The sequence below is a fragment of the Synergistaceae bacterium DZ-S4 genome, from assembly GCA_025943965.1.
GTDB classification, from domain to species: Bacteria; Synergistota; Synergistia; order Synergistales; family Synergistaceae; genus Caenicola; species Caenicola nitritireducens.
The window spans coordinates 49261-65778 of the sequence record JAPCWD010000001.1; the positions used below are offsets into that span (position 1 = coordinate 49261).

The following is a 16518-nucleotide window of genomic DNA, read 5'->3' on the forward strand; positions in this document are numbered from 1 at the left end:
ACATATGCCTGTGAGAGGTCTTGAGAACGATCACAACTGAGATGGACTTCAAAGAGATATTATCGATGAAAGGGCGAAGGATACTGGGGATCAACCCCCCTGTTGAGGACTTCGCCTTTTTCGATCTGTGGTCAAAGCCCGCCGGTCTCCTCTATCTTCTTGAGAGGATGAGGATAAACGGCAATGAGGTATGTCTGCTCGACTGCATACATGAGGCCGCTGTCGGCAAAAGATCCTTCGGACGCGAGAAGATCGGCTGCGAGGAAATCGAAAAGCCCCCTGTGTACAGCGGTATCAAAAGAAAATACCACCGGTTCGGACTATCCGAAGAGCGTGTAAAAGAAAGACTGGCTGAGATCCCAAGGCCCGATGCAGTATTTCTCACTTCAGCCATGACTTACTGGTACGGCGGACTAAAATGGACCATTTCGATCCTTAAAAAAGAATTGCCGGAGGTCCCGGTAATACTTGGAGGCACTTATTCCAAACTCTGCCCCGAACATGCAAAGGAACTTGGAGCAGACCGCATAGTCACCGGCCACTGGATCCCGGACACTCCATACCCGGCAATGGACCTTTATGATAAGCTCCCTTACGGCGTCACGATGACGTCCTTCGGGTGTCCTCTCTCATGCAGTTACTGCGCCTCCCGCCTCCTTTGGCCAGAATATCTGAGGCGATCTGCTCTTTCCGTTCTCTGTGAGACAGATTATCAGGTCTCCCTTGGGGTCAAAGATTTCGCATTTTACGACGATGCTCTGCTGTTGGATAAGGAGAAGTATTTTTACCCCCTCTGTCGTGAACTGAGGTCAAGATATGAGGATGACCTCTCTTTCCATACTCCCAATGGGCTCCATGTAAGGGAGATAGATGAAGAGTGCGCAATGACGCTTAAGGGGGCCGGATTCAGGACCATCAGACTCTCGCTTGAAAGCATCGACCCCAAAATTGCGGGGGCGGGTTCGGGCAAGGTGGCAAGAGAGGAGTACATAAAAGCTGTGGGGCATCTTCTTGATGCAGGTTATTCACGCAATGACTGCGAGACATATATCCTTCTCGGACTTCCGGGACAGGACATTGTTTCGGTGAAGGATACCATAGACTTTGTACACGCTGCGGGGGGAAAGCCAAAATTGGCCGAATTTTCGCCGATACCAGGGACTCCCTCATTTGAAAAGGCCGCCGAAAAGTTACCTGAGCTCAGAAATGAACCGCTTCTCCAAAACAATTCCGTATACTCGTCATGGATCTCCGGGAATATCTCCCCTGAGGAACTCCAGGAACTGAAAGACCTGGCACGAAAATAAACTGATGTTCGTCGACACCCGGACCTTTATTCCGGTCAACAGATCTCCTCGTTCTCAACTTTTGTCTTCATCATGACCAGATGAGTGCTTACACAAACCCCGACTACAGCCAAAATTATCCGGACAAGCGGCTTATGCACAGCTGCCGCGGACAAACCGAGACCTGCCCAAAGGAAAAGGATCGCCCTGATTTTTACTGACTTGCTGACTCCTGCGTTTGTCCGATAATTCTCTATATACTCTCCGAAAAAGCGCGACCTGCAGAGCCACCTGTGCATATCAGGGCTGCTCCCTGCGAAACATCCGGCTGCAAGCAGCACAAATGGCGTTGTCGGAAGAAGCGGGAGGAAGACTCCGATGCCTCCAAGCACCAGTGAGAAAACTCCTGCAGTGATCAGAAGCGCCTTCTTTATTCTGTCCGATTCTCTGCTATCTGGGATATTTTTCTCTGTCTTTTGCATCCATTGCCACGAAAAATTCTTCTATTTTATCAAGAATGAATTTACGTTTTTCCTTATCATTCAGCTCCTGAGGTATCTGTGAAGGGAAGATGGGATCTCCGTAAACCACATAGAGCTTTCTCGGACGGGGATATTTCATGTGGGGAGACATTGCTCTGAAAGTGCCTCCGGCCCATGCAGGCACAACAGGCGCTCCGGTCTTGAGCGAAAGAATGGCGACCCCGCCTTCAAGGGGCTGGAGCGTACCATCCTCTGTTCTGTGTCCCTCGGGGCAAATGTAGACGCTGTATCCGTCATGTATGAATCCCATGATCATCCTAAGGAGAGCTGCAGAGCTGTTTTTATCCTCAGGCGTGACAGGAACTGCTCCCATTCTCCTCAGATATGCTCCGAAAAGAGGGAACTTGAAAAGCTTTTCCCATGCAACGAATTTGAGCACCCGTGGACAGAAGGTATAGCCGACCAGCGGGGGATCCAGGTAACTTGCATGGTTCGACGCAACTATTACGGGTATGTCTTTGGGTATTTTCTCTTTCCCGCTGACCGAAAGGCGGTGATAAAGGGTAAAATATATTGAGACTATAAACCTTGTCAACTGGTATAACATTTAAGGATTCCTCCCGTTGGCTGCATCTGAGCTAAGGATATCCCAGAAATGAGCAAATTGACAAGTCTTGGAGTGATCACGATGGAGAGCAATAAAGAACCAAAGGACAGAGAGACCGCTGCCGGGTCAAAGCTGGGAAGGGTAGCCAAAGATTTTTTCCTCGGATGTATCGCGTTCATCCCACTGGCAGTATTCGTGTTCATCTTTTATTACCTCATACTGCTTTTCAAGGCCCTTGGCAGAATGATCTTCGGGCTTACGGAGTCGGTGGAGACTACGGTCGCAGCTACGATGATCATAGTGATAATGCTGATCTACACCGGCAGAAAGCTTAGGAGAAAAGAGAAGTGGTTCCTGAATTTTGTCGATCAGGTCATCTCAAAGATCCCGGTAGTCGGCGGCTGGTATTCGACTTTCCAGGATATGGTCCAGACCTTCACGACCGGAGCAGGCGAGAGAGGATATCTCGGAACGGCGAGGGTACCCTGCGGGGAGGGCTACATGATAGGCTTTGTCACGAAAAAGGAGACTGAGGAGGACGGAAGTTCTACTGTCACTGTATTTGTTCCCACCTCTCCCAACCCGACAACAGGCCTTGTCCTGTTTTTCCCCGAGGAAAGGGTCAAATTTGTAGATATGACGCCTGAAAAGGCCTTCACAAAAATAATATCGCTCGGCATGAAATCCTGAAAACAACGTGGCGTACCATTATGGCACACCACGTTGATATTCATCCAGGTACTGCCTTCGCTCAGCTGGCGCAGATGTTCCTGAGGCTCCCGATGCCGTCTATGCTCACCTCGACCAGGTCTCCGACTTTCATCGGCCCCACACCCTGCGGGGTCCCGCTTGCGATCACGTCGCCGGGCTCAAGGGTCGCAAATCTGCTGATGTGTGAGATCAGCTTTGGCAGGGGAAAGATCATCTGTGAGAATGAGGCTTCCTGTACCGTCTTGCCGTTGAGGGTCGTGCGTATCACCGCTTCCTGAGGCATCTCGTCCGCTATCAGGACAGAGGGGCCAAAGGGTGCAAAGGTATCGAAACTCTTGGCCCGTGTCCACTGTCCGTCTGATTTCTGCAGTTCTCTTGCGGTCACGTCGTTCATTATCGAGTAACCAAGAACATGGCTGAAAGCATCCTCTTCACTGATGTTGTGTCCCGCCTTGCCTATGACTACCGCAAGTTCGCCCTCGTAGTCTATCCTTCCCGCCCATTCAGGGATCCTGATAAAATCGTTGGCCCCTATTATGGCTGAGACAGATTTCATGAATATGAGGGGCTCCTTAGGCACGTCATTGTTGAGCTCCTTTACATGCCCCAGATAGTTCCTGCCTACGCACCAGATCTTTTTAGGCATGAAAGGAGGCAGAAACTTCACCCTCTCTATCGGGTAGCTGAGCCTTATGGGAGAAAGACCTGTAAAGGGGTCTCCCTCAACGATATCGACAGAATTGTCACGGATCTTGCCCGAATATGTCCTGCCATCCACCCAGAATCGGCAGTAACGGACGGGCGGCTCTTTTTTTGCCATTAAAATTTTCCTCCCTGTTGATTTATATGTGTCAAATCTTTGTTTATCGTTTAAGACCTTGCCTCAAGCGCTCCTGCGATATTTTCGAGCGCCTCTTTGAGCATAGCTCGGTTTGTCCCAATGTTTATCCTTGCGAATCCGTCGCCCTCGATCCCAAAGTTCCTTCCGTTGTTGAGGGCAACTTTCGCATTGTTCACGAGAAATTCCATCAGGGTCCCGGAGTCGAATCCATATCCCCTGAAATCTATCCAGAAAACGTATGTCCCCTCGGGGTGGTCCATCCTGGCCTTCGGCAGTCTCTCCCTCACAAATTTTTCTGTGAAGTCCCTGTTCCCTTCAAGGTATGCCATTAGCTCATCGAGCCAGCAGGAGCACTTTGAATAGGCCGTCTCCATCGCAGTGAGCCCAAGTATGCTCAGTGATCCGAGGTGCAGTCTGTTCATAACGGATACATAACGGGCCATCAATTTTTCATCGGGTATAAGCGCGACCGATGAATTCATGCCCGCGATGTTGAATGTCTTGCTGGGAGCAACGAACGTGACTGTGCGCGAGGCCATCTCCTCCGAAAGGGATGCTATGCTTATGTGCTTCGCGTCGCTGTAGACCAAGTCCTGGTGGATCTCGTCAGAAATTATGAGCATATCTTTACGGACTGCCAGCTCGGACAGTGCTTCAAGTTCTTTTTTAGTCCAGACCCTCGCTACAGGGTTGTGGGGACTGCACAATATCAGCGTCCTGCATGTGGGGGTGACCAGCTTTTCAAGTCCTTCGAGGTCCATTACATACCGGCCCTCTTCGCGCTTTAGAGGATTTTTGACGACCCTTCTGCCGGCTTCGCTTATTGTTGCATAGAAGGGAGGATAGACCGGGGTCTGTATGATCACCCCGTCACCGGGCTTCGTGTATGCCATAAGGGAAAAGGCAAGGCCGGCTACAACTCCCGGCGCCCAGGTCACAGCATCTTTCCCTACATCCCATCCGTGCCGGATCCTCTGCCATTCAGTGACGGCGTTAACGAGTGAGTCCGGAGCTATCGGGTACCCAAGCGCACCCTCGTCGATCTTTTTATGGAGAGCCTCCAAAACTTCCGGGGGAGCCGGGAAATCCATGTCTGCGACCCAGAGCGCCAGAAGATCTTTCCTGCCGAACTCCTCTTCCAGAAGATCCCATTTCTCGCAGTTGGTACCCCGTCTTTCCATATGAACTCCAAAATCATATTTCAAATACATGACCTCCCGAAGAAACTGAATGATCAGCAAAAGATCTGCCAGGGCAACTCAGAAAGCGTCTTTAAGGCCGGATCTTTGGAAAAGCTGTTATGATGACAAGAGTACCATAATTCTATAGCTTTTAGTACTCTCACGCACGACAGAAAAAGCTTGCATATTATCCTTTTAAACAAGACAATAGTTCAGCAGGAGATAAAGGGGTGGATCTTAATGAGTGACATCAACGATGATAAAAACATTGAAATAGAGCTTGGAGGAGGCTCGCTGCTTCCAAAAAGAGACGAGGTGCCGGACCGTTTTAAATGGAAGCTTGAAGATATATACCCTGACGACTCCAAATGGGAAAAAGACTATAAATCTGTTAAAAAGCGCCTTCCCGAGATCGCGGCCTATAAGGGCAGACTGGATGGATCTGAGAAGATCATGCTTGAATGCTTCAAGCTCAGGGATGAAATTTCCGTGACTCTGGGCAAACTTATCGTCTACGCCAACATGAAAAGCCACGAGGATACCGGGGATTCAAAATATCAGGGGCCGGTAAACAGAGTATCGTCACTGGCCGTTGAAATGTCCGCTGTCTCAAGCTTCATTACTCCAGAGATACTTTCAATGCCGGAAGAGAAGTTAAGAGAATTTATCGCTGAGCCATCCCTCAAAGATTATTCCTTCAGCCTCAAAGAACTTCTTCGTCAGAAAGAACATGTGCTTTCACAGTCGGAGGAGGCTCTCCTTGCCAAGACAGGAGACATGGCAGGGACTTCAGACAACGTATTCTCAATGCTCACGAATGCAGACATGAAATTTGGATCAATAATAAACGAAAAGGGAGAAAAAGTTGAGATGTCCGAAGAGAGGGCCGTCTCTTACCTCCGCTCACGCAATCGCTCAGTGAGGAAATCGGCTTTTGAGTCGCTCTACAAGCCATACTGCGAAATGAAAAACACTCTCGGCGCGACTTTTGACGGAATGCTTAAAGCATCAAAGTTTTACGCCGAGGCACGAAAATATTCCTCACCCCTTGATGCCGCGCTTGACAGCGACAACATTCCTGTCTCCGTATACAGCAAGCTTGTGGAGACCCTTGAATCCAGCCTGGCACCGCTCCACAGATACCTTGAAGTGAGAAAAAAGGTGCTGAGGGTCAAAGAGCTGCATATGTACGACTTATATACTCCACTCGTGAAAGACCCTTTTAAAGCGATATCCTGGAGCGAAGCAAAAGAAATGATGTTCAGGGCTCTGAGGCCTCTGGGTGATGAATACCTTTCAATTGTCAAAAAAGGACTGGAAAGCGGCTGGACCGATGTCTTCCCCAACAGGGGCAAACGCAGCGGCGCTTACTCGTGGGGCAGTTACGCAACACATCCATACATAATGATGAACTACACAAACAACCTCAATGATGTCTCGACCCTTGTCCATGAGATGGGGCACTCCATGCACAGCTACTATTCAAGGAAGAAGCAGCCCTATCCGACTTCTGATTACTGCATCTTCACGGCAGAGGTAGCTTCGACTACAAACGAGGTCCTCTTCCTCGACGACCTGATAGCTGAGACGAAGGATAAGAAAAAACGGCTTTATCTGCTCAACCGCCGCCTTGAGAACATCAGGACCACCGTCTACAGGCAGACTATGTTCGCCTCTTTTGAACGCGAGGTGCACAAGCGCGCGGCAGAGGGCGGAGATACCACTCCGGATGGGCTTCAGGCTCTCTGGTATGAGCTTAACAGAAAATATTACGGACCGGATATCGTCATTGATGAGCCACTTAAAATGGAATGGGCAAGGATACCCCATTTTTACAATCCATTCTATGTTTATCAGTACGCGACCGGCTTCTCGGCAGCAACTGCCCTGGCGCAGCTGATACTAAAAAAGGGTGCGCCGGCAAGGGACAGATACCTTGAATTCCTCTCAATGGGAGGCTCGGACTATCCGATCGAACTTTTGAAAAATGCCGGGGTGGATATGAGCTCTCCGAAACCGATAAAAGAGGTAGTGCGGGTATTTACCAAAACCCTGGACGAAATGGAAAAGCTGCTTTAGCAGCTGTCAGTGGTCAGGATATGCAGTGGATCCCATTTCTCTCTTTTGTTTTGGCGGCCTGTTATACGCCCGGGCCCAATATCATTTTAGCGATGAATACGGCCCGCCTCTTTGGATTCAGGAAAACGATACCTCTGATGGCAGGCATGACCGTAGGCCTCTTCGCCGTAATGATACTGAACGCCCTAGGCAACCTCTTTATCGGGGCTTACATCCCCAGGGTACTCCCATGGCTCAGATCGATCGGTGCGGCATACCTCTTCTGGCTTGCCTGGAAGATAGCCTTTCCAAAGGCTGCGGCATCGTCAAAAGGAAACATTGAGCAGGAAAAAGTTCCGGGTATAAGGGACGGGTTCACCCTCCAGTTTATAAACCCGAAAGTCATTCTCTTTGGTTTCACTGCCATGTCGAGCTTCATCGCCCCATGGACCGACTCAAAACTCATATTCCTGCTCTGTGGCCTCTTTCTTACGCTCAACTGCGCCGTGGCTTTCACCATCTGGTCTCTCTTCGGAGACCTTCAGGGACGCTTCTTCTCGAAGCAGGGCCGCCTGATCTCGCTGATAATGGGAGCCCTTCTGGCCTGGTGCGCCTTCTCGGTTTCCGGGATCGCAGAATTTATTAAGTAGGAAAGGGCATAACAAAAAAATATATTGAACTGCCTTGGATGATTAGTTTATAATATTGGGACAAATCTGAAATCCAAGGGGTGTGTTCGATCAATGTCCTCACAATTCACAAAAGTGGTTGTGGCTCTGGGCGGAAACGCTTTGCAGGAAGCAGGGAGCCCTCCTACAGCAGAGGCCCAGCTGGCAGTTGTAAAAAAGACCTGCGAGTATCTTGCTGACATAAGCTGTAAAGGCTATGAGATGGCAGTTGTCCACGGAAACGGCCCCCAAGTGGGCAATATCACACTTTCCCAGGAAACAGCGGAAAAGATAAATCCCAAGCTTCCGGCAATGCCCTTTGACGTCTGCGGCGCAATGAGCCAGGGCTACATAGGCTACCAGATCCAGCAGTGCCTCAGAGATGCACTCAGGAACAGGAACCGCAACGTTCCGGTAGTAACGTTGGTCACACAGGTAATAGTGGATGAACATGACAAGGCTTTCCAGAATCCGACTAAACCGATTGGCCCGTTCTACACAGAAGAAGAAGCAAAAAAGATAGCCAAAGAAAAGGGTTACACTGTGAAAGAGGATGCGGGCAGAGGCTGGCGCAGAGTAGTGGCATCGCCGACTCCAAAGAGGATAGCCGAGATAGATTCCGTCAAACGCCTCTGGGATTCAACAATAGTAATAACAGCCGGAGGCGGCGGTATACCCGTTATCGAGAATATGGACGGATCTCTGACCGGGGTTCCGGCAGTGATAGACAAGGACCTTGCTGCCGAGAGACTCGCCGAAGATATGGAGACAGATATCCTTCTCATTCTTACGGAAGTTGACAAGATAAGCCTCAACTTCAAAAAACCAAACCAGCGGGATTTGTCGCATGTAACTGTCGCAGAGGCGATCAAATACATCGAAGAGGGTCATTTTGCTCCCGGAAGCATGCTTCCGAAAGTAATGGCAGCGATCAAGTTTGCGAGAAGGTTCCCGGGCAAGAAAGCGATCATCACCTCGCTCTACAAAGCAGTAGAAGCACTCGATGGCAAAGAGGGAACTGTCATAACGATGGCATAAGCAAAAGAGTACGTCATTTGCTCCTTCAGTTCAAAAATAACGGCAGATCCTGAGAAACTTAACTTAGGGTCTGCTGTTCTACTTTACGGGAAGGCGCAGGCTGTCGGCTGCCTGCTTTTTCCCCTTCTTTTTAAAATGACAAAAAAATTACCGGGAAGATCCGTTTCTTGATCCTCCGACGGGCTCTCTCAATTTTTTAATTTTTAGTATCCTTATCCTATAAATATATTTACTACAAATAAGCCGTTATTGTGATTTAATAATGATATGGAATAAGATCCTAAAAAGAATACCTTCCGGGGAGGAAATGATATGTACGCCAACGAAAAACTGTGGATAGCAAAGGCAGAGGATCCCATTTATCTTCTTCCGAAAATGGCGAACCGCCACGGCCTCATTTCAGGGGCAACAGGTACGGGAAAGACGATCACCCTGAAGGTCATGGCAGAATCCTTCAGCGACCTCGGAGTCCCGGTCTTCCTCGCGGACATAAAGGGGGACCTGGCGGGAATGTGCCGCCCCGGGATCGACAGCGAAGGGATGCAGAAGCGCATACAGAGATTCGGACTCGCCGAAGCGAACTTCACATACAAGGACTACCCTACGCGTTTCTGGGACGTCTTTGGAAAAAACGGGCACCCGGTCCGGACCACCGTCTCAGAGATGGGACCGCTTCTTCTTGCCCGGCTGCTGGGCCTCAACGATACACAGTCGGGGGTCCTGAATATCGTCTTCCGGGTCGCGGACGACAGGGGCCTTCTCCTGCTCGACCTAAAAGACCTTAAGGCGATGCTCAGTTATGTGGCAAACAACGCAAAGAGCTTTACCATAGATTACGGCAATATCGCCGCCGCAAGCGTGGGCGCAATACAGAGGGCTATCCTCTCACTTGAGGATCAGGGGGGAGACCAGTTCTTCGGAGAGCCGGAACTTGAAATAACAGACTGGATGAGGACCGGACACGACGGAAGAGGATACATAAATATCCTCCACTGCGTGGATCTTTTCCACTCGCCCGCCCTTTATTCCACTTTCTTATTATGGCTGCTTTCAGAACTCTTTGAGACACTGCCTGAAATGGGCGACCTGAAAAAACCGCGGATGGTCTTCTTCTTCGACGAAGCCCACCTTCTTTTCAACGAAGCTCCGAAGGTCCTACTGCAGAAGATAGAGCAGGTCGTGAGGCTGATAAGATCTAAGGGCGTTGGAGTCTACTTCATTACCCAGAGTCCAAAGGACATTCCCGACACCATACTTTCACAGCTTGGCAACAGAGTACAGCATGCCCTCCGCGCATACTCACCCGCGGAACAGAAGGTCGTAAGGGCTGCGGCAGATACTTTCCGTCCGAATCCCGCATTTGACACAGGTGAGGCTATTACCCAGCTTGGGACAGGAGAGGCACTTGTCTCATTTCTCGCCGAGGACGGAAGCCCGAGCGTCGTTGAAAGGGCCTTCATACTTCCTCCGCAAAGCCAGATGGGCATAATAGACGACGGGATAAGGAAAGAAGTGCTCGCGCTGAGTGAGATCGGACCGAAATATGATGTCCTTGTTGACAGGGAATCAGCATATGAATACCTTTCGATGAAAGTTAAGAGGGAACAGGCGGAAAGGGAAGAGGAAGAAGCCCGCATCAGGCAGATAAAGGAAGATAAGGAACACGCTAAGGAAGAGAGGGAACTTCAGGCCCTCGAAGAGAAGGAACGCATCAGGCAGCAGAAGGAATTCGAGCGGACCGAGAAGGAAAGGATAAAGCAGGAGCAGGCAGTAAGGAAGACCTTCTACGGAACGACCACAAAAAGCAAGTACAAGACCCCGATCGAGCACCTGGCAGACACGGCGATGAACACCGTGGGACGCGAGGTAGGACGGCAGTTCATACGGGGGATACTGGGAATGCTCACCAAAAAATAGAGAAGGCATAATTTTGCAGGGGGCCGCCAGCGGCCCCCTGCTTTTTATATTATCTGCAGCAGGTTCGCCCAAATAGGAATGGTAATGATCCCAAGTACAGTCGTAGAGGCCACCAGATCGGCTGCGTAATCGGAGTCCATGTTCATTTCCTTGGCCATTATGAAGCAGTTGACTGCGGATGGCATAGAAGAAAGCATCACCGTCACCTTAAGAAGGGGTCCCGGAACGGAAAGGGCAAGAAGCAGCCCCCAAAGTATAAGGGGATGGACAACAAGCTTTATCAGGCAGTCCTGCCATGTTCTCCTTATCATTTTAAAAATGCTGCTTATTCTGGAGAGATCGAGAGTCCCTCCCAGTGCGAGCAGGGCTATGGCAGTCGCAGCGCTCCCCATGAGCTTCATAGTTTCGTCAATTACCAGCGGGAGTGAGCTCAGTCCTGCCACTGCGAGGCCGATCCCAAGTACGCAGGATATTATCAGGGGGTTTATGACAAGCCTTTTAAGCATTTCACGGATGCCGGACATGTCCGGTTTGCCGTAAAGCGCCATTTCTCCCGACATTATCGACAATATCTGAAAGGTCACGGTGCTGACGGCTATGTATATCGATGCATCCCTGAGGCCGGCCTCTCCCATGGCCAGCATTATTACCGGAAAACCCAGATATATGTTGTTTGCCCTTATCGAAGAAAAAACCGATACCGCAATGCGCTCCCGGTTGTTCCTGTGATATAAAAAGACGGCTCCCGCAGCCGCTGCCGCTATGGTAATGATGTATGCCAGGGTAAGGCCTATCAAAAGATCCAGCTGAGCAAAGACCTCACTGCCTGATGTGAACGTGGTCCTGATCAGGAGCGGAGGGAGTATCACCCAGTAAAGGGTCTTTGTAAGGGTCTTGATGTCGTTTTCGTTATAAAATCCCCGCGATCTCAGAAAATTACCGGTTATAATTATGAGCATAAGGGGCAAAACCAGGACAAAACCAAACATTGCCTGCATCCTTTCACTGAAAGAGCGTCCAGACGATTATAACCTCATCGCACCCTTTGGTAAAATTATGAGAGCTTCAAATAAAATCTGTTGGGAGAGACGATTTGAACTTAGGCATTTTAATGAAAAAACACAAAAAAATATTTATCCTGCTCTTTATTCTCGCCGTGGTCCTGCCTGTCTTGGCATCGTGGGTCGGCAGGCCCGAGACAGAAAGAACTGTCGGCGGTATGCGCTTATACGCGTTCGATGTAGGACAGGGCGATTCTTTCCTCTTCATCCTTCCGGACGGTGAAACTATACTTATCGACGCGGGACCCGAAGAGTCGGGGAAAAAACTGGTCCGGGAGTTAAAAAGACTGAATGTAAAAAAGATAGATCTCCTGGTCGCCACCCATCCTCACTCAGACCATATAGGCGGAATGAGGAAGGTGCTCTCCAATTTTCGCATAGGCAAGGTATGGGATTCGGGATTCATCCACGGATCACCTCTCCAGAAAAATTTTTACAGCACGATACAAAAAAAGAACATCCCCTTCGGGAGACCAAAAAGAGGCCATTCCGAAAAGATGGGCAACGTTCTGATAGAGGTACTGGCCCCTACCCGGCTTATCAGAGGAACCAAGCGGGACGCAAACAACAACTGTCTGGTGCTGAATATTAAATACGGCAGCACAGGTTTTCTGATGTTGGCCGACATGGAGAGGGAACAGCGCTCAACTGTAAGGCCTCTTCCCAGGGCAGCAGTGTTGAAAGCATCTCACCACGGCAGCAGCAACGGAACTGACATGAACCTTCTCAAAGAGGTCAGTCCCCGTTTAATAATACTCAGTTACGGAAGGAACAATTCATACGGTTACCCCCACAGGGAGGTAGTAAGCGCGGTTTCGGCTTTGGGGATAAAAAGGCTGGACACAAAGGGCGGCACCTTCAGGATAGTCTCTGACGGAGAAAGAATAACGTGGCCCCGGGAGAGGGAGGCAGGGAAAAATGGCAGTTAAGAGATCAAGGATCTTCGTAGATGCGGTCGACGGTGATATATGCGCACTCCTGGTCGGAAGAAAGAGGGTCTATGTGACCCTGCCGCTCGGTATTCTGCCAAAAGGAACGTCCGAGGGGGACCTGCTGATCATGACTCTGCAAAGATCGGAAAGGCTCAGGAGATCTTCCGGGAGATCGGTGGCCGGGCTTCTCAAAAAACTTGGAAAACGGGCTGATGCGCCAAATGAGATCACGAGGTATTGAATTCTTTTGATCTTTTGATTAAAGTTTAGGTCAAGTATATACTCAGCGCCAAATAACGACGACTGAAGGAGGGTCACTGTAATGTCATCACTCCGTATAGCCATTGTACAGATGGAAATCGTACCTGGAGACAGAAGGGCCAACTATGAAAAGGTGGAAAAGACGCTGGACTCAAAATGGATCGGATCTGACATCCCCACCGCAGTGATCCTGCCTGAGATCTGGGACGTCGGTTATGTGATCGAAGATTCAGATAAATTTGGGGACAGGGATGCATCACAGGCCGCTGAGTTCCTCGGAAAACTTGCCGTCAGGCACGAATGTTGGTTTACGGGCGGTTCGGTGCTTGCCCTTACAGAAAAGGGAGCTGCAAACAGGGCAATGGTCATAGACCCTTCGGGCAATTACAGGACATATTATGACAAGATCCACCTGATACCGCTGATGGACGAGGAGAAGTACCTGCTTCCGGGAGAGAAGAAGGTCAGGTTCGATATCGGGGACATTCCCGCTTCCCTTGCGATATGTTATGACCTACGTTTCCCCGAGCTGACAAGGCTCTATGCAACAGAGGGCGCCGAACTCCAGCTTTTCTCCGCAGAGTGGCCGGCATCACGTATCGACCACTGGTGCACGCTCATTCAGGCGAGGGCTGTCGAAAACATGATGTTCGTCGCGGCATGCAACAGGGTGGGAACAACAAACGGGACCCTCTTCGGAGGACATTCCATGGTTGTGGACCCATGGGGCGAGGTACTTTATCAGGGGGGCATGACTGAAGAATTCGTCTTCGTTGAGATCGACACTTCAAAGGTGAAAAAGGCAAGGGATTTCCTGCGGGTCTTCGACATGAGAAGACCGGAACTCTATTGACCCTGGAGGCCTTAACGGGCCGTAGACAGCCGGGTGTTATGAATGTACAATCTCCGGCAAATAATTCTATTACAGGGAGAGTAATAAGATGAAAACTTCCGACCGTTACAATAAAAATTACCCGGTATCGTGGGAGCAGCTGCACAGGGACTGCAGAGCCCTCTCCTGGAAACTGCTCGACAAGAGGAAGGACTGGAGCAGGATAATAACCGTAGCAAGGGGGGGTCTTGTTCCCGCTGCCATAATAGCCAGGGAGCTCGACATACACCTTGTTGATACGATATGCATATCAAGTTACACAATAAAGGAGCAGGGCGCGGCAAATATACTGAAACGCCCGGACCTTGCCGGGGTAAACGAGACCTGGCTCCTGATCGACGACCTTGTTGACACCGGCAAAACTGCAAAGATAGTAAGGGACATGTTCATAGGGGCCCATTTTGCAACGGTCTATGCCAAGCCTGAGGGAAGGCCTCTCGTAGATACGTTCATCACGGAAGTCAGCCAGGATACATGGGTGCTCTTCCCTTGGGATACGGAGACATCCGCTGCATTTATACCGCCCATCATAGACATGTAAGAGCTCTTTCCCTCTTGCGCCGCTTATAATGGATTTGACAGATGAGAAACAACCTGTATAATCAACAGGTTGTTTACTTTTTGTAAAAGGAGGTGGGATAATGAGCGACAAATTGGTATACATTTCCGGCATGCCGTACTGGATGACACCGGAAGGACGCTTTGAAGCAGTCAAAATAGAAAACGGACTGCCTGTTGAGCGGGCCATGATCATGAGAAGGTCAGCATAGTTCCAGGAAACGCACCACGTCATCTGAGTTTTTTGACAAACGCATTTGAAAGAAGTTTTTTCAGCACAGGTTCAGAAGGATACAGCCTCTTTAATGAGCATCAAACCTCTGAACCGGTGCCGTGGGGCACAGTCCCCCAAAGATCCAAAACCTTTCTTTTTCCCCTGTATATCTTACTTTAAAAGTATTTTTAGTATCCTTTGTGATGCCTCTTCAAGCATCTCTTCAGACACTGTACATGCTATCCTGACGTAATTCCCGCAGCCGGGTCCGAAAGAGGCCCCGGGTATAGTGACAACTTTTGCTTCCCTAAGTGCCCTGTCGGCAAACTCTTCTCCGTCCATGCCCGCTCCTGAAACGTCAAGGAAGAGATAGAAGCTCCCTTTGGGCTCCGCAGTATTTATTCCGGGCAAGTCCTTGAACTTTTCATATGCGAATTTCACCCGTTTTTTGAAAAGCGATGTTATTTCACCTACCGCGTCATCACAGTTGTTGAGGGCAAATTCCGATGCCTTCTGGACCATCGTGTTCACGCTTATGGTCTGAGGCACCCCGGTCACCTGCATCGCCTTAAGTATGGCCGGTGATCCCATCGCATAGCCTATGCGCCAACCTGTCATGGCATAGCTCTTCGACATGCCGCCTATTGTGATCGTCCTCTCCTTCATTCTTGGAAGCGATGCGAAGGGGACATGAGGGACGCCATATACGAATGCCTCGTAAAGTTCGTCGGATATCACAAGCAGGTCATGCCTTGAGGCTATACCTGCAATATCATCCAGCAGTTCAACTGGGAAGACCGCTCCCGTCGGGTTGCAGGGAGAGTTTATTATGATCGCTTTCGTCTTTTTGCTTATGCCGGCCTCTATCTTTTCGGGGTCTGGAAGAAAGGCGTTTTCGACCCCGCTCATGCAGTATACGGGCACTCCTCCTGCCTGAAGGACCTGCTGTTCATAAAAGGTGAAGAAGGGTTCGAGGATGATCACTTCATCGCCGGGATCAAGGCATGCCTGCATTGCAAGATGTGAAGCCTGGCTTCCGCCGGTCGTAACCAATATCTCTTCGGGGGAATAGTCCATGCCGTATCTTCTCTTCCAGTAACCCGATATGGCAATGCGGAGTCCGGGGATACCCATGCCGGGGACGTAGTGAGTCTCGCCCCTTTTTGCAGCATCATAAAGGGCAAGGCATATAGTTTCGGGAGTGGAGATATCCGGCTCACCCAGGGTCAGGTCTATGCAGCCTTCGATCCCCTCTGCCATAGCTGCCATTTTCATCATCAGAGAGGGCCTGATATCCCTGCACTTCACCGAAAGGAATCTTTTCAATTCACTGGCCTTCGGCTTTTTTCGCCGCGCGTTCGGACCGCATGCTTGTCTTCTTTGCATGGGGGTCGCCGTGTGTAGGGACTATACAGAAAAATTCCAGCGGGATTTCCGCGTCGTTATGGTAGACGTGCTTCTTTCCGCCCGGTATGCGGGTCCAGTATCCCGTCTTCATGTCATACCGTTCGCCCTCGACTTCGACATAGCCGTCCCCGCTTACGGTGTACATAAGGTGGTCCCAGTCATGGGAGTGTTCGGGGATGCTTTTATGGGCCGGGAGTATGAAGTGGCGCATCACCCAGCCTTTCCAGAATCTGTCTCCGGGACCGTACACTGTCCTCTTCTCGATCTCCGGCGCCAGCGCTGAGGCGTTCTGCAGAGGAAGGTCGTATATGCTTCCAAAGTTCTTTTCCTGTCCGGACATAGGGTCATTCCTCCTTTCATAATGTAGTGAGGGGCGAATGGTCAGCCCCTCACGATATTTTAAT

Annotated in this window: 18 protein-coding genes; 11 read left to right on the forward strand and 7 right to left on the reverse strand. The window is 50.1% G+C overall.

What is annotated here, in order from left to right; genetic code table 11:
- Window positions 1–20 precede the first annotated feature (20 nt).
- The gene (locus OLM33_00240; protein ID MCW1712101.1) at window positions 21–1307 is read left to right on the forward strand and encodes a radical SAM protein; all 1287 of its coding nucleotides are present in this window, start codon (window positions 21–23) and stop codon (window positions 1305–1307) included.
- A gap of 35 nt (window positions 1308–1342) precedes the next feature.
- On the opposite strand, the gene OLM33_00245 is transcribed toward OLM33_00240, so the two are convergent.
- The gene (locus OLM33_00245; protein ID MCW1712102.1) at window positions 1343–1768 is read right to left on the reverse strand and encodes a YbaN family protein; all 426 of its coding nucleotides are present in this window, start codon (window positions 1766–1768) and stop codon (window positions 1343–1345) included.
- Window positions 1737–2375: a 1-acyl-sn-glycerol-3-phosphate acyltransferase gene (locus OLM33_00250; protein MCW1712103.1), complete on the reverse strand. Its 639-nt coding sequence runs from the start codon at window positions 2373–2375 to the stop codon at window positions 1737–1739. The genes OLM33_00245 and OLM33_00250 overlap by 32 nt, the downstream gene beginning before the upstream one ends.
- Before the next feature lie 48 nt (window positions 2376–2423).
- Between OLM33_00250 and OLM33_00255 the strand changes: the two genes are divergently transcribed.
- Window positions 2424–3065, forward strand: coding sequence for a DUF502 domain-containing protein (locus OLM33_00255; protein ID MCW1712104.1), 642 nt, complete (start codon window positions 2424–2426; stop codon window positions 3063–3065).
- A 61-nt stretch (window positions 3066–3126) separates the two neighbouring features.
- Here OLM33_00255 and OLM33_00260 read toward each other — a convergent pair whose 3' ends face one another.
- Entirely contained in the window at window positions 3127–3906 is a 780-nt protein-coding gene (locus OLM33_00260) for a fumarylacetoacetate hydrolase family protein (protein MCW1712105.1), read from the reverse strand.
- A 50-nt stretch (window positions 3907–3956) separates the two neighbouring features.
- Window positions 3957–5132: a pyridoxal phosphate-dependent aminotransferase gene (locus OLM33_00265; protein MCW1712106.1), complete on the reverse strand. Its 1176-nt coding sequence runs from the start codon at window positions 5130–5132 to the stop codon at window positions 3957–3959.
- Window positions 5133–5348: 216 nt separating this feature from the next.
- Here OLM33_00265 and pepF point away from each other — a divergent pair, with 216 nt between their 5' ends.
- The 4 genes from pepF to OLM33_00285 all read left to right on the forward strand — a co-directional run bounded on the left by pepF (window position 5349) and on the right by OLM33_00285 (window position 10789).
- Window positions 5349–7187 carry an oligoendopeptidase F gene (gene pepF, locus OLM33_00270; protein MCW1712107.1) on the forward strand — a complete coding sequence of 613 codons (1839 nt, stop codon included), beginning with the start codon at window positions 5349–5351 and terminating at the stop codon, window positions 7185–7187.
- Window positions 7188–7207: 20 nt separating this feature from the next.
- Window positions 7208–7816 (forward strand): LysE family transporter, encoded by a 609-nt coding sequence (locus tag OLM33_00275; protein ID MCW1712108.1) that lies wholly within the window; start codon window positions 7208–7210, stop codon window positions 7814–7816.
- 93 nt (window positions 7817–7909) lie between these two features.
- A complete protein-coding gene (arcC, locus tag OLM33_00280; GenBank protein ID MCW1712109.1) occupies window positions 7910–8872 on the forward strand; it encodes a carbamate kinase in 963 nt (320 codons plus the stop codon).
- Window positions 8873–9184: 312 nt separating this feature from the next.
- Complete coding sequence (locus OLM33_00285) at window positions 9185–10789, forward strand: DUF853 domain-containing protein (protein ID MCW1712110.1); 1605 nt, start codon at window positions 9185–9187, stop codon at window positions 10787–10789.
- 44 nt (window positions 10790–10833) lie between these two features.
- On the opposite strand, the gene OLM33_00290 is transcribed toward OLM33_00285, so the two are convergent.
- Complete coding sequence (locus tag OLM33_00290) at window positions 10834–11778, reverse strand: AEC family transporter (GenBank protein ID MCW1712111.1); 945 nt, start codon at window positions 11776–11778, stop codon at window positions 10834–10836.
- 122 nt (window positions 11779–11900) lie between these two features.
- Between OLM33_00290 and OLM33_00295 the strand changes: the two genes are divergently transcribed.
- From OLM33_00295 to OLM33_00315, 5 genes are all read left to right on the forward strand, one after another.
- Complete coding sequence (locus OLM33_00295) at window positions 11901–12779, forward strand: MBL fold metallo-hydrolase (GenBank protein ID MCW1712112.1); 879 nt, start codon at window positions 11901–11903, stop codon at window positions 12777–12779.
- Entirely contained in the window at window positions 12769–13023 is a 255-nt protein-coding gene (locus OLM33_00300; protein MCW1712113.1) for a hypothetical protein, read from the forward strand. Before OLM33_00295 ends, OLM33_00300 begins: the two co-directional genes overlap by 11 nt.
- Before the next feature lie 81 nt (window positions 13024–13104).
- Window positions 13105–13896, forward strand: coding sequence for a carbon-nitrogen family hydrolase (locus tag OLM33_00305; GenBank protein ID MCW1712114.1), 792 nt, complete (start codon window positions 13105–13107; stop codon window positions 13894–13896).
- 88 nt (window positions 13897–13984) lie between these two features.
- Window positions 13985–14476 (forward strand): xanthine phosphoribosyltransferase, encoded by a 492-nt coding sequence (gene gpt / locus OLM33_00310; protein MCW1712115.1) that lies wholly within the window; start codon window positions 13985–13987, stop codon window positions 14474–14476.
- A 100-nt stretch (window positions 14477–14576) separates the two neighbouring features.
- Window positions 14577–14705 carry a hypothetical protein gene (locus OLM33_00315; protein MCW1712116.1) on the forward strand — a complete coding sequence of 43 codons (129 nt, stop codon included), beginning with the start codon at window positions 14577–14579 and terminating at the stop codon, window positions 14703–14705.
- Between the two features lie 173 nt (window positions 14706–14878).
- On the opposite strand, the gene OLM33_00320 is transcribed toward OLM33_00315, so the two are convergent.
- A complete protein-coding gene (locus tag OLM33_00320) occupies window positions 14879–16033 on the reverse strand; it encodes a pyridoxal phosphate-dependent aminotransferase (protein ID MCW1712117.1) in 1155 nt (384 codons plus the stop codon).
- Between the two features lies 1 nt (window position 16034).
- A complete protein-coding gene (locus tag OLM33_00325; protein MCW1712118.1) occupies window positions 16035–16454 on the reverse strand; it encodes a cupin domain-containing protein in 420 nt (139 codons plus the stop codon).
- Window positions 16455–16518: the final 64 nt, after the last annotated feature.